The 13395-nt window shown below is 71.2% G+C and carries 10 protein-coding genes; 7 read left to right on the top strand and 3 right to left on the bottom strand.

The genetic code is table 11. From position 1 onward, the window contains the following. Window positions 1-54 precede the first annotated feature (54 nt). The 7 genes from ACTHMF_RS12605 (at window position 55) to ACTHMF_RS12575 (ending at window position 10961) form a co-directional block, all read left to right on the top strand. Window positions 55-1080 (top strand): LacI family DNA-binding transcriptional regulator, encoded by a 1026-nt coding sequence (locus tag ACTHMF_RS12605; protein WP_440318006.1) that lies wholly within the window; start codon window positions 55-57, stop codon window positions 1078-1080. A gap of 125 nt (window positions 1081-1205) precedes the next feature. Continuing rightward, a complete protein-coding gene (locus tag ACTHMF_RS12600) occupies window positions 1206-2534 on the top strand; it encodes an ABC transporter substrate-binding protein (protein WP_440318004.1) in 1329 nt (442 codons plus the stop codon). A 59-nt stretch (window positions 2535-2593) separates the two neighbouring features. Next, window positions 2594-3505, top strand: coding sequence for a carbohydrate ABC transporter permease (locus tag ACTHMF_RS12595; RefSeq protein ID WP_440318002.1), 912 nt, complete (start codon window positions 2594-2596; stop codon window positions 3503-3505). Then, on the top strand, window positions 3502-4404 hold the full coding sequence (locus ACTHMF_RS12590; protein ID WP_440318000.1) for a carbohydrate ABC transporter permease: 903 nt from the start codon (window positions 3502-3504) through the stop codon (window positions 4402-4404). Before ACTHMF_RS12595 ends, ACTHMF_RS12590 begins: the two co-directional genes overlap by 4 nt. A gap of 119 nt (window positions 4405-4523) precedes the next feature. After that, window positions 4524-5546 carry a glycoside hydrolase family 130 protein gene (locus tag ACTHMF_RS12585; RefSeq protein ID WP_440318007.1) on the top strand — a complete coding sequence of 341 codons (1023 nt, stop codon included), beginning with the start codon at window positions 4524-4526 and terminating at the stop codon, window positions 5544-5546. Window positions 5547-5646: 100 nt separating this feature from the next. Beyond that, the gene (locus tag ACTHMF_RS12580; protein ID WP_440317998.1) at window positions 5647-10164 is read left to right on the top strand and encodes a discoidin domain-containing protein; all 4518 of its coding nucleotides are present in this window, start codon (window positions 5647-5649) and stop codon (window positions 10162-10164) included. Window positions 10165-10202: 38 nt separating this feature from the next. Further along, the gene (locus ACTHMF_RS12575; RefSeq protein WP_440317997.1) at window positions 10203-10961 is read left to right on the top strand and encodes an HAD-IIB family hydrolase; all 759 of its coding nucleotides are present in this window, start codon (window positions 10203-10205) and stop codon (window positions 10959-10961) included. A 13-nt stretch (window positions 10962-10974) separates the two neighbouring features. On the opposite strand, the gene ACTHMF_RS12570 is transcribed toward ACTHMF_RS12575, so the two are convergent. Genes ACTHMF_RS12570 through ACTHMF_RS12560 form a run of 3 tightly spaced genes read right to left on the bottom strand, consistent with a single transcriptional unit; the run spans window position 10975 to window position 13345 of the window. After that, window positions 10975-11445 carry a hypothetical protein gene (locus tag ACTHMF_RS12570; RefSeq protein WP_440317994.1) on the bottom strand — a complete coding sequence of 157 codons (471 nt, stop codon included), beginning with the start codon at window positions 11443-11445 and terminating at the stop codon, window positions 10975-10977. Continuing rightward, on the bottom strand, window positions 11442-12902 hold the full coding sequence (locus tag ACTHMF_RS12565) for a dihydrolipoyl dehydrogenase family protein (RefSeq protein ID WP_440317993.1): 1461 nt from the start codon (window positions 12900-12902) through the stop codon (window positions 11442-11444). The genes ACTHMF_RS12570 and ACTHMF_RS12565 overlap by 4 nt, the downstream gene beginning before the upstream one ends. Beyond that, on the bottom strand, window positions 12902-13345 hold the full coding sequence (locus tag ACTHMF_RS12560; RefSeq protein WP_440317991.1) for a VOC family protein: 444 nt from the start codon (window positions 13343-13345) through the stop codon (window positions 12902-12904). Before ACTHMF_RS12560 ends, ACTHMF_RS12565 begins: the two co-directional genes overlap by 1 nt. Between the last annotated feature and the right edge of the window lie 50 nt (window positions 13346-13395).

Below are 13395 nucleotides of genomic sequence, written 5' to 3'. Positions count from 1 at the left end.
GTTTCGGCATAGGATGGCCGTCGCTCGGGGGAGAGCGGGAGGCGAGGTGTTGTGGTGGCTGACCCACGGGTGACCATCGTCGACGTCGCCAACAAGGCCGGGGTCGCCATCAGCTCCGTGTCGAGCGCGCTCAACGGGCGGCCGGGGGTGTCGGATGCGACGCGGGCGCGCATCGTCCAGGTCGCCTCCGAGCTCGGCTTCGTCCCGTCGCTCCGGGGAAAGAGCCTGTCGGGGCGGCGGGCGTTCACGGTCGGGCTCGTCCTGCACCGGGATCCCGACGTGCTGGAGCTCGACCCGTTCTTCGGCGGATTCATCGGCGGGATCGAGGACGCGATCGACCCGCGGGGCTACGCGCTCGTGCTGCAGATCAGCTCGCAGACCGACGAGGTCTTGCAGCGCTACGAGAAGCTCGCCGCCGGCCGGCGTGTGGACGGCGTGTTCATCAACGACATCGAGGTCGACGATCCGCGGATACCGCTCCTGCAGAAGCTCGAGCTTCCCGCTGTCGCGATCAACCCGGGGGCGCCCTTCCCGTTCCCCGCGGTGCGTCAGGAGCCGGAGTCCGGCATCGCGGCGGTGATCGAGCACCTCGTGGAGCTCGGCCATCGGAACATCGCGTACGTCGGCGGCCGGCCGGACATGTGGCACTCCGTGCAGCGCGAGCGCGCGTGGCGCGCCGCCCTCGACGATCGCGGGCTGCGGCCGGGGCCCGTCGTGCCAGGGGACTTCACCTACCTCGGCGGCGCGTCGGCGGCCAGCTCGCTGCTCGAGCTCGCGGACCCGCCGACCGCGGTGGTGTGCGCGAACGACCTCTCCGCGATCGGGCTGATCGCCCAGGCGCAACACCTCGGCGTCGACGTTCCGGGCGAGCTGTCCGTCGCCGGCTTCGACGACATCCGGCTCGGGACGTACGTGCGCCCGCGCCTGACCACCGTCCACACGAACCCCCGTGAGCTCGGACGGGAGGCGGGGAAGATGCTCCTCGACCTGATCGACGACGGGACGGTCGAGGACGTCCGCGTCCCCGACGCCGCACTCGTCGTCCGCGGCTCCACCTCCCGCGTCCGAGCCGCCGGATAGCGCAGGTTGCAGGAACGGCTCGGGGCGTGCCATCATGGCCGAACCGAAACGTTTCGGTAGAAACGTTTCGGCAAGAGACATCATCCCGATACCCGCATTCCAGTTACTCGACGAGGAGACATCACATGGCAACGAAGAGGTTGCGCGGCATCTTGGGCCGGCGGCTGATCGCCGGCGCGGTCGCCGCCGCCACGATCGGCGCGCTTGCCGCCTGCTCCGGCGGCGGCGGCGGTGCCGGAGACGGCGAGCCGAACGGGAAGCTGCAGCTGCTGGTCTCGAGCAGCGACGCGACGGACGCCGGCTTCCGGGCGATCAACGACGCGTTCGAGAAGCAGTACCCGAAGGTCGACGTGGTCTTCTCCACCGTGTCGAACGACAACTACCCCGCGACCAAGTCCTCGCGCCTCACCGCCGGCAACCTCGACCTGTTCGTGGTCAAGGGCCTGATGGAGACGCCGTCGTACGCCAAGGACGCCGCGACCGACGACGCCCGCCTGGCGAAGGCCGGCGGCCTGGTCGACCTGAGCGGGGAGTCGTTCCTCAAGCAGTACACGCCGACCCTGCTCGACGCGCAGGCCATCGACGGCAAGCAGTACGCGGTGCCGACCGGCGTCAGCTACTACACCGGCGTCTTCTACAACAAGAAGATCTTCGCCGATAACGGCCTGAAGATCCCCAGCACCTGGAGCGAGTTCACCGCGGTCGTCGACGCGCTGAAGGCCAAGGGGATCACCCCGTTCGGCCTGGGCGGGAAGGACAGCTGGCCGGCCGGCCTGCCGATGCTCGCCTCCGTCGCCTCGCTGTACCCGACGGTGGCCGACAAGCAGCAGCTGGCGAAGGAGCTGTGGACGAACGCGGCCAAGCTCACCGACCCGACCGAGGTCAAGGTCCTGGAGCAGACCGAGTACGTGCTGAAGAACGCGCAGGAGGGTGCGGCCGGCGCCGACTACACGTCGATCCCGTCCGGGTTCGCGGCGGGCGACTTCGCCATGACCGTCGACGGCACCTGGGACCAGCCGACCATCGACGCGGCCGTCGCGAAGAAGTTCGACTACGGCTACTTCCCGTTCCCCGGCTCCGATGACGCGGCCGACAACGCGCTGCTGAACGGGAAGACCGAGCTGCAGCTGGCCGTCCCGACCTCGGCCAAGAACAAGACGGCGGCACTCGCCTGGCTGAAGTTCTTCTCGGACAAGAAGAACTACGAGCTGTTCCTGCAGAAGTCCGGGTTCTCGTCAGCGCAGCCCGGCATCTCCACCAGCCCGTTCCTGCAGTCCATCGGCCAGTACACCAAGTCGTACGAGCCGGCGTGGGACCAGGTCTGGTTCGCCAACAACAAGGCGGGGCAGGACGCGGTCTTCCCGTTCAACTACCCGGCACTCACCCCGCTTGGCTCGTCCACGCCGGAGCAGGCCGCCCAGGCCGCTCAGAAGGCCTGGTCGGCGGCCGGCTGACCCTGTCGGGCAGGGCGGTCCGCGTGACGCGGGCCGCCCTCCCGGGAGTCGAGAGACACATGACTGAATCGTTCCCCTTCCCCCGCCGCACCCCCGTCCGGCTGACGTTCGGGCTCGGGATGCTGCTGCTCGGCCTCTTCGGATTCGTTCCGGCCGTCGGCGTCCTGATCGCGTCGTTCACCGATCTGCGCGGCCTCCCGGGCCTCCCGATCAACTTCATCGGCCTGCAGAACTACGTCGACTTCTTCTCGCCCGCCAAGTGGGCGGACAGCGCGAACGCCCTGCGCAACACGATCATCTTCGCGGTCGTCAGCACCGTGCTGCAGATCGTGGTCGCGCTCGCCGTCGCCGTGCTGCTCAACCGCCGGCTCCGCGGCCGGGACTTCTACCGCGCCGTCGTCTTCATGCCGACGATCCTCGGTGTGACCGTCACCGGCCTGATCTGGTCGCTCGTCTTCAACGTCAGCGGCGGTCCCGCCGCGTCCGTCCTCCAGCTCTTCGGCGGACACTCGGCCTTCTTCGGCGACCCGCGCCTCGCCCTGACCCTGGTGATCCTGGTGCAGGTGTGGATGGTGCTCGGCGTCTCGGTCATCATCTTCCTGTCCGGCCTGCAGGCCGTGCCGGAGGAGCTGTACGAGGCGGCGGAGATCGACGGGGCGAGCGGGTGGCAGCGCTTCCGCAGCGTGACGGTGCCGCTGCTCGCGCCGTCCATCACCGCCAACGTCCTGCTCGGCATCGTCAACGCCCTGCAGAGCTACCAGCTCATCTACGTCCTGAGCGGCCCGAACAACCGCTCCACCCAGGTGCTCTCCCTGCTCGTCTACGTCCAGGGCTTCGGCGGCGCGTCCGGGACGACGCTGTCGCAGTCCCAGGGCTACGCCGCGGCGGTCTCGATGGTCCAGTTCGTGCTGGTGGCCATCGTGTCGATCATCGCCTTGGCCATCCTCCGCCGACGGGAGGTGAAGCTGTGACCGCCACGACCACCGACCCGACCCCGTCCGCCCCGGTCGAGGCGCTGCCGCCGGAGGCCGGCGCACGCCGCCCGGCGGAGCAGCGCCGGCGGCGCAGGCGCGTGCCGATCGGCGCGTACATCTGCGCGCTCATCCTCATGATCGTGTTCCTGTTCCCGCTGCTGTACCTGCTGAACACCGCTCTGAAGTCGCAGGCGGAGTTCGTCGCCGACCCGGTCGGCATCGTCTCGGACCCGCAGTGGGGCAACTTCGCGACCGCGTGGGAGAAGGGCGACTTCGGCGCCTACATCCTCAACAGCGTGCTCTACACGGCCGCGGGATCGGCGATCGGGACGCTGCTGACGCTCGTGCTGTCCTTCCCGGTCGCCCGCGGCTACGTCCGCGGCGCGAAGTACTGGTCGGTGGTGTTCGTGCTCGTGCTGTTCCTGCCCAACGCGCTCATCACCCAGTTCCAGCTGCTGCTGCGGCTCGGCCTCTACGACACGCAGCTCGGCTACATCCTGCTGGTGGGCGTCGGCGTCGGGGTCGGCCCGCTGCTGCTGAGCGGGTTCGTGAAGTCGATCCCGCGCGAGCTCGACGAGGCCGCCGCGATGGACGGGGTGGGATACTGGCGCTACCTGTTCACGTTCATCCTGCCGCTGGCCCGTCCGGCGCTGGTGACCGTGTTCATCCTTCAGGCGGTGTGGATCTGGAACGAGATCATCCTCGCGACCGTGCTGCTGGCCGATCCCACCAAGTTCCCCGTCACCGTCGGCCTCTACGCCTTCAAGGGCACGTACGGCAACCAGTGGCCGCTCCTGGCGGCCGCCACCTTCATCGTCGCCGCTCCGCTCATCGTCGGCTACATCTTCATCCAGCGCTACCTGGTCAACGGCGTCGTCGGCGCCGTCAAGGGCTGAACCGCGCCCGCCCATCGACCCGCCATCCACCTGCAAGAGAGGTCCTGTTGTCCACCACCCTCCGTCCCGGCAGCACCGCTGTCGCCATCCCCTACGTCCTCGAACGCGCCGGCGTCGTCATGGAGCCGGATCCGCGCGACCCCCGCCAGGTCGAGGGCGTGCTGAACCCCGCGACGGTGCAGGGACCGGACGGCACCGTGCACCTGTTCCCCCGGCTGGTGGCCGAGCACAACGTCTCGCGCATCGGCCGGGCCAGGGTCGTGCTGACCGACGGCGTGCCGAGCGGCGTCGACGGCCTGGAGGTGGCGCTGGAGGCCGAGCGCGGGTGGGAGCACGGGACCGGACACGGCGGGGTCGAGGACCCGAGGATCACACCGCTCGCCGACCTCGGCCTCCACGTGATGACCTACGTGGCATTCGGACCGCTCGGCCCGAAGCCCGCGATCGCCGTCTCGGCCGATGGCGTCGCCTGGCGACGGCTCGGGCCCATCCAGTTCGCCTACGACGACGCCCTCGACACCGACCTGAACCTGTTCCCCAACAAGGACGTCGTCTTCTTCCCCGAGATCGTCCCCGACCCGGAGGGGCGTCCGAGCTTCGCGATGCTGCACCGGCCGATGTGGGACTTCGGCTTCGTGCGGCCCGACGAGCAGCCGCCCCTCCCCGCGGGTGTGACGGACCCGCGCGCCAGCATCTGGATCTCGTACGTGCCGGTCGACGACGCCGTCCAGGACCCGGCCGCGCTCACCCGGCCCGGTGGGCACCGCTTCGTCGCCGGTCCCGAGTACGGCTGGGAGGCGCTCAAGATCGGCGCCGGTCCCGCGCCCCTGCGGGTGCCGGAGGGCTGGCTGCTGCTGCACCACGGTGTCACCGGCGATCTGCCGGGCGGCTCGTTCGTGCCGCAGGCCTTCAGCGTCAACTACGTCGTCGGCGCCATGCTGCTCGACGCCGACGACCCCTCGCGCGTGCTCGCCCGCACGAGCGACCCCTTGCTGACCCCCGAGACCGCGGACGAGACCGCGGGAACGGTGGCCAACGTGGTGTTCCCGACCGCGATCGAGGAGATCGGCGGAGAGCACTTCGTCTTCTACGGCGCGGCCGACACGCGCATCGCCGTCGCCCGCCTGGTCCGCACCATCTGACAGCACCACCCCCGCACACGAGGAGTCCAGCGCAATGACGCGTCATCCCGAAACGAACGCTCCACGTCCCCCGCTCCGCCGTCGCTCCCGGGCGGCGGCGGTGGCGGCCGTCCTAATCGCCGCGCTGCTCGGCGCGGCCGGGATCACCGCTCCCGCCCAGGCGGCCGACCTCGAGACCGACGTCTCCACCATCGTCTCCCGCCTGCAGGACTACTACCTGAGCCAGGGCGACGAGGTGCAGATCGCCAACGGCATCTACCTGGCCCAGACCTCGAACGCCCTCGACTACGTCGCGTCGCAGAACGCGGACGGCTCGTGGCCGGACGTGAACTACCAGGACACGACGAGCTCGGCGAACGGCAAGACGTGGGACGCCTACAAGGCGCTCTACCGGATGGTCGCGATCGCCCAGGCCTACCGCGACAAGACCGCGAAGGGCTACCAGGACCCCCGGCTGATCGACGCCGAGCAGCGCGCCCTCGCCTACTGGGACCAGGTCGATCCCGGCAACACCAACTGGTGGGAGACCGAGATCGGCGAGTCGATCGCCATGGGGCGCATCTCGATCTTCGTCGGCGACGCCCTGAGCCCGGACGCTGCCGCGCTCGCGATCAAGCACAACCAGGGCAAGCTGGACCCGGCGGGCGCCAACGGCGCCTGGCGCACCTCCGACTACCTCTACAAGGCCCTCGCCACCCGCAACGCCGACCAGATCACGGCCGGGTTCGCGACCATGGTGCAGACCGTGGCGGTGGACGACTCGGGGACGGTCCAGGAGGCCGTGCAGCCGGACGCGACGTTCTGGGCGCACGGCGCGCAGCTCTACAGCGAGGGCTACGGCATGGCGCTGTTCACGATGGTCGCGATGTGGGCCGACTCGGCGCGCGGCACGAGCCTCGCGTTCACGCGCGACCAGCTCGACACGATCGCGTTCTACATCGTCGACGGCACTCGCTGGCTGATCCGCGGCGAGATCGAGATGCTCTACCTGCTCTACCGGCCGGCGACCACGGTGGACGGCGTCACGAGCTACGCAGCCGTCTTCCTCGACCCGCTCGAGCGGATGGCGCGCACGGATCCGCTCTACGCGACCGACTACCGGGCGATGGCGGACAACATCCGCGGCACCACGGCGGGCAACGGCGCGATCGGCGACAAGTACTTCTGGCGGTCGGAGTTCTCGTCGCACCAGCGCGCGGACTACGGGATCGTCACCGGACTCAACTCGAACCGCACTGTCGGCAGCGAGTACCGGTCGACCATCCGCAGCGACGTCGGGAACGAGGTCGTCTGGAACCGGACCGGGACGACCGCCATCCAGGTGACGAACACGGAGTACACGGACCTGGGTCCCGCGTTCGACTGGTTCCACTATCCAGGGACGACCGTGCCGTACGTGAAGGAGACGACGCTCGGTCCGTCCGGTCGGTCGTCGAACGGCGGCGCGTTCACCGGAGGCGTCTCCGACGGCACGTACGGTGCGACCGTCGAGAGCCTGGACCGGGTCGGCACGCAGGCCCAGAAGAGCTACTACTACTTCGACGACGAGATGGTCGCGCTGGGGGCGGGCATCCGCTCGACGTCGAGCGCGCCGATCCACACCACGGTGAACCAGGTCGCCGCCAAGGGCAACGCCTCCGTCGACGGGGTCGCGCTCGATCCCGGAACGGACGCGAAGGTCGTCGACGACCCCTCGTGGGCCTACAACGACAAGGTCGGCTACGTGTTCCCGACCGACCAGGCCGTGACGGTGTCCGATAAGACACAGACCGGCAGCTACTACGGCGGCGAGCCGCAGAGCCACGACGCTTTCACGCTGTACTTCGACCACGGCAAGACGCCGACGGACGCCGGCTACGAATACATCGTGCTGCCGGCGAAGTCCGCCGCGCAGACCAAGGCGTACGCTGCCGATCCCGCCGTGAAGATCCTGCGCAACGACACCGCGGTGCAGGCCGTGCAGCATCCCGGCCTCAAGCGGACGATGGCGACGTTCTACCGCGCCGGATCGCTCGACCTCGGCGACGGCCGCACCCTCTCGGTGAGCCAGCCGAGCATCCTGATGCTCGACGAGTCCTCCGGCGCGCCGGTGGTGAGCCTGTCGAACCCGAGCCAGCCCGGGCTGCTCGTCGACGTCAGCCTGACCGGAGGCGCGTCGGCGTCGCGCGGCACGTTCGTGCTCGGCACCGGGGCGAACCTGGGCAAGACGGTCACGGAGCCGCTGGCGGCGGACGACTCGGACGGGTCGCCGTACAGCGCGAGCGGTTCCGCCGCCGGCGACGGTCCGGCGCGAGCGGGCGACGGGGACACGGCGACGAGCTGGCAGTCCGCGGGCGCCGCTCCCTGGCTTCGGCAGCGGCTCTCCGCCGGATCGTACGTCTCGGGCGCTGACATCGACTGGGGCGCCGACTACGCGACCCGCTTCCTCATCCAGACCTCGGCCGACGGCGTGAGCTGGACGGATCAGAAGCTGGTCCAGAACGGCACGGGCGGGCATCAGCACGTCGACTTCCCGGCGACGCCGGCGAGCTTCGTGCGCATCCTGCCGCTCGACGGCCCGGGAGGCGGCTCCTACGCGATCGCCGAGTTCGCGGCGGTCGCGAGCGTCAACCTCGCCCTCGGCGCGCCGACCACCGCGTCCGACGGGACGAGCCCGGCCAGCGCGACCGACGGCAACGCGACCACCCGCTGGATCGCCGACCGCACCGGCTCGCCCGACACCTCCTGGCTGCAGGTCGACCTCGGGACGGTGCGGAAGATCGGCGCGGTGCGGCTGTTCTGGGAGGCGTCCTACGCCAGCCAGTACACGCTCCAGGTCTCCGACGACGGCAGCACCTGGCGCGACGCCTACGCGACCCCGGCAGCGGGCAGCGACGGAGGCACCGACCTCGTCGCCCTGAACGCGTCCGGCCGCTACGTGCGGATGCAGACGGTGAAGCGCGCGCTCACGAGCTACGGCGTCTCGGTGTGGGAGTTCGAGGTCTTCGGCGACAGCGCGATCACCACGGCACCCGCCACGAGCGGCCGGGTGAACCTCGCCCTCGGCAAGCCCACCACCGCGGACAGCGTCTACAACAACCTGGCGAACATCCAGCCCTCCGCGGCCACCGACGGGTCGAAGACCACCAAGTGGTCGTCGGCGCGGCCGACCGGAACGGCCCCGTACACGAACCAGAACTGGCTGCGGGTCGACCTCGGCTCGGTGCGCCCGGTCTCGCAGGCCGTCGTCGAGTGGGAGTCCGGCAACTCCACCGACTACCGGATCGAGGGCTCGGTGAACGGGACGGACTGGACACCGCTCGCGCGCGTCCAGAACACCGGAACGGCGGACCACCGCCGCGACACCGCCGACTTCCCGACGGCGGAGGTGCGCTACGTGCGCGTGATCGGCTCGCCGGCCACGAAGTACGGGCTGAACGTCTGGGAGTTCGAGCTCTACGGCGGCTACAGCCTGGCGTGCGCCGCCCCGGTGAACGCGGAGCGCGACGGCACCGCGACGCTCGGCGCGACCATCGCGCCGGTCGACGGCGCGGACACCGTCTCCGCGTACTCGCTCGACCCGGCGGTGGCGGCGGTCGCGGGCACGCCGCAGGTCGCGGCAGGCGGCGCCATCACGGTCCCACTGACGACGGGGGCGCCGGGAAGCACCTCCATCGTGCTGGTGCACGGCGCGGGTGACGAGTTCGTCCGCTGCCCGGTCACCGTCGCCGTCGACCGCGGCGCCCTCCAGGCGCTCGTGGAGAAGGCGAACGGGCTGGACAGCACGCAGTACACGGCCGCCAGCTGGTCTCCGCTGCTGTCCGCGCTGGAAGCGGCCAAGGCGACGCTGAAGGCCGCCGACGCGACCCAGTCCGCGATCGACGCGAGCGCGGCGGCGCTGAAGCGCGCCCTCGACGGGCTGCGCGCCATCTCGGCCATCAGCGCTCCGGACGTCACGGCGGCCTGGGGGACGGCGGCGAAGGTCACCGTCACGGTCACGTCGGCGCTGCCGGTGAGCGGGAAGGTCGCGCTGACCGAGGGCGACAAGGATCGGGGAACCGCCGACCTGCGCGACGGCGTCGCGACGTTCACCCTCCCGGTCGGGCTGGCCGCCGGCACCCACACGCTGACGGCGACGTACTCGGGCAGCGACACGGTCGCGGGGTCCCGCACGACCGTCACGGTGACGGTCGCGCTCCCGCCGGCCTGGGTCAAGACGACCACCTACAAGGCCGGCGACATCGTCAGCTACCAGGGCGCGGTCTACAGGGCCGGATGGACGACGAAGGGCGAGCAGCCCGGAACGACCAGCACCGGCGCCTGGCAGCAGCTCGCGATGACCGAGGACGGCGCGACGGTGTGGACGCCGTCCCGCGTCTTCAACGGCGGCGACACCGTCGTCTATCAGGGCAAGACCTACCTGGCCGCCTGGTACAGCCGCAACGAGGTGCCCGGCGGGGTGACGGGGCCGTGGCAGGAGATCGCGACGGCGCCGGACGGCACCGCGCTGTGGACGCCGTCCCGCATCTTCAACGGCGGGGACAAGGCGAGCTACAAGGGCGTCGTCTACACGGCCAGGTGGTACACGCGCAATCAGGTGCCCGGTGTCGCCGGCGGTCCCTGGGCCGCTGCGGGATAGCGGCGACTCGTGTCATCCCTGAGGAAGGGAGTTCCGCGTTGACCCGTCTGATCGCGTTCGATCTCGACGACACCCTCGCGCCGTCGAAGTCGCCCCTCGATCCGAGCATGGCCGAGCGGCTCCGGCTCCTGCTGGAGGCGATGGACGTGTGCGTGATCTCGGGAGGGAGCTTCGGCCAGTTCCGCGACCAGCTGCTCTCCCGGCTGCCCGCGACGTCGCAGCTCCACCGGCTCCACCTCATGCCGACGTGCGGGACCCGCTACTACCGGTGGGACGGCGCCCGCTGGCAGCTGATGTACAGCGAGGACATCGACGACGGCGAGCGATCGGGCGCGCTCGCCGTCGTCGAGCAGGAGGCGATCCGGCTCGGGCTGTGGGAGGCGGAGACCTGGGGCCCTGCGCTCGAGGACCGGGGGTCGCAGATCACCTTCTCGGCGCTCGGCCAGCTCGCCCCCGTCGAGGCGAAGGCGCGCTGGGATCCCGACGGCTCGCGGCGCAACCGGCTCCGCGCGGCGGTGCAGTCCCGGCTGCCCGGCCTCGAGGTCCGCGCCGGAGGGTCGACGAGCATCGACATCACGCGCCACGGCGTCGACAAGGCGTACGGGATGACCAGGCTGGCCGAGGTCACCGGGATAGCCTTCTCCGACATGCTCTTCGTCGGGGACCGGCTCGACGCCGACGGGAACGACTACCCGGTGGTGAGGCTCGGCATCCCGACGCGGGCGGTGACCGGGTGGCCGGACACGGCAGCGGTCATCGACGACGTGCTCGCCCGGCTCCACCCGGTCGACGGCTGACGGCCGCTGCGCGTCACCACCAGTCGCCGCCGTCCAGCCAGCCGTCGAAGCCCAGCCCGCCGTCGAGGCTCGCCCACAGCGCGGAGGTGAGGGCGATGTCGGCGACCGTGTCGAGGATGGTGTAGCCGACGACGGTGCGCACGACCGGGTCGTCCGTGTCGCCGAGGGCCCGCCGGATCGCGCCGGGCCGGCGCTTCTCGGAGCGCGCCGCCGCCTTCGCGAGACTCTTCGGGCGCGCGTCCGCCGGCCGCTCGGCGGCGGTGGCCGCCTCCGCGCTGAACCGCTCGAACAGCAGGTCCAGCTGGGCGGGCGTGAGCTTCTCGAACGCCTCGACGTGCACGCGCTCGATGGTCTTCGGCGAGGACGACGCGAGCAGGCGCTCGTAGCGGGCGACCGCCTCCGCGTCCGCGCGCGTGACGCCCGGTTCGAGCGGGGTGCTCGGCAGGTCCAGGTTCTTCCCGAAGATACGGTCGATGATTCTCATGCTGCTGCTCCTGTTCGTTCGGTGCGGGCGGCCGGGCGGCCGTCGGTCTCCAGCAGCCGAAGCCAGATCTCGGAGACGGTGGGGAAGGCCGGCACGGCGTGCCAGAGCCGGGAGAGCGGGATCTCGGCGACGATCGCGGTGGTCGCGGTCTGCACGAGCTCGGCGACGTCGGGGCCGATGAAGGTCGCGCCCACGATGACGTCGCGGTCCCCGTCGATGACGAGGCGGGCCGTGCCCCGGTAGCCGGTCCGCGAGAGGGCGGCGCCGGCCACCCTGCCGAGGTCGTCGTCGACGACCCGCACGTTCAGCCCGGCCGCGCGGGCGGCCTCCGCGGTGCGTCCGACCGCCGCGACCTCCGGCGCCGTGAAGACGACCTGGGGGACGGCGACGTGGTCGGCGGTGGCGACGTGCGCGCCCCAGGGCGCGTCGTCGAGGGCGGCCCCGGCGGCGCGGGCGGCGATGGCGTCGCCGGCGGCCCTGGCCTGGTACTTGCCCTGGTGGGTGAGCAGGGCGCGCCCGTTGACGTCCCCGACGGCGTACAGCCAGTCCGTCCCCTCGACCAGGAGGGTGTCGTCGGTGGCGAGCCACGAGCCGGGGGTCAGCCCGACCCGCTCCAGCCCCACGTCCCCGGTGGCCGGCGCGCGGCCGGTCGCGACCAGCAGCCGGTCGGCGGTCACGGTGCCGGCGCTGGTGCGGACGACGTACTCGCCGCCGTCGCGCTCGACGGACTCGGTCGCGGTGTGCGTCAGCACGGTCGCGCCCGCGCCGCGGAGCGCGTCGGCCACCGCCTCGCCCGCGAACTCCTCCATCCCACCCAGCAGGCCGCCGCGCGCGATCAGGGTGACCTGCGAGCCGAGCGCCTGGTAGGCGGTCGCCATCTCGGTGGCGACGACGCCGCCGCCGACGATGGCGAGCCGGCCGGGGATCTCCCGGACGGCGGTGGCCTCGCGGTTGGTCCACGGCTCGGACGCGCGGAGCCCGGGGATGTCCGGGATGCGCGCGGCCGACCCCGTCGTGATCGCGACCGCGTGCCTGGCGCGCAGCTCGACGGTGCCGCCGTCGGCGAGGGCGACGGTCACGCGGCGCTCGCCGCTCAGCCGGCCGTGGCCGCGGACCAGCTCGATCCCGGTCGTCTCGAGCCAGCCGACCTGGTCCGCGTCGGACCAGCCGCTTGTCGACTCGTCCCTCCTGCGCAGCACGGCGGAGACATCCAGCCCGCCGGCGATCGCCTCGGCCACGCCGGGCGTCGCCCTGGCGAGCTCGAGGACGTGTGCGGGACGCAGCAGCGCCTTGGAGGGTTCGCACGCCCAGTAGGAGCACTCGCCCCCGACCAGCTCGCGTTCCACGATCACGGTCTCGAGCCCGCCCTGGACGGCCCGGTCGGCGACGTTCTCGCCGACGGGGCCCGCTCCGATGACGATCAGGTCCACCTCGCGGACCTCGGTGTGCGCGCTCATCAGCGGCCCGAAGCGCGGGTGACGACCTGCTGGATGGTCCAGCCGTTGCCATCCGGGTCGGAGAAGGAGGCGTAGCTGCCGTAGCTGTCGGTGGCCGGGTGCGGCCCCGGCACGCGGTTGACGTCGCCCTCGTAGTGGAAGACGCCGTCCGCGTCGTGCCAGATCTCGCTGACCTCGACGCCGCGCTCGATGAGCTCGGCGCGTGCGCCGGCGAGGTCGCCGGTGACGAGGTGCAGTCCCTGCGAGGAGCCGGGGGCCGCGCTGGTGAGCTTCTCGCCGAAGATGACCGACGCCTCGGAGCCGGGAGGAGTCACCTGCACGACGCGCAGGCCCTTGTCGGTGGAGAAGTCGGCGTCCAGCCGGAAGCCGGCGCGAACGTAGAAGTCCTTGGCGCGGTCGACGTCCCCGACGGGGATGACCGCGATCTCGAGCCTGAGGTCCATGAGTGCTCTTCCTTTCATAACTGGTTAGAACGGTTATGAGTGTGGCATGA

Source organism: Leifsonia sp., assembly GCF_051955155.1.
Classification (GTDB): domain Bacteria; phylum Actinomycetota; class Actinomycetes; order Actinomycetales; family Microbacteriaceae; genus Leifsonia.
Note: the sequence above shows the minus strand (reverse complement) of the source record. Positions and strands in the feature narration are given on the sequence as shown.

Excerpts from the sequence above, each read along its gene's own strand:
- ACTHMF_RS12600 (WP_440318004.1), top strand. The coding sequence starts at position 1,206 with ATGGCAACGAAGAGGTTGCGCGGCATCTTGGGCCGGCGGCTGATCGCC.
- ACTHMF_RS12595 (WP_440318002.1), top strand. The coding sequence starts at position 2,594 with ATGACTGAATCGTTCCCCTTCCCCCGCCGCACCCCCGTCCGGCTGACG.
- ACTHMF_RS12585 (WP_440318007.1), top strand. The coding sequence starts at position 4,524 with ATGGAGCCGGATCCGCGCGACCCCCGCCAGGTCGAGGGCGTGCTGAAC.
- ACTHMF_RS12570 (WP_440317994.1), bottom strand. The coding sequence starts at position 11,445 with ATGAGAATCATCGACCGTATCTTCGGGAAGAACCTGGACCTGCCGAGC.
- ACTHMF_RS12565 (WP_440317993.1), bottom strand. The coding sequence starts at position 12,902 with ATGAGCGCGCACACCGAGGTCCGCGAGGTGGACCTGATCGTCATCGGA.
- ACTHMF_RS12560 (WP_440317991.1), bottom strand. The coding sequence starts at position 13,345 with ATGGACCTCAGGCTCGAGATCGCGGTCATCCCCGTCGGGGACGTCGAC.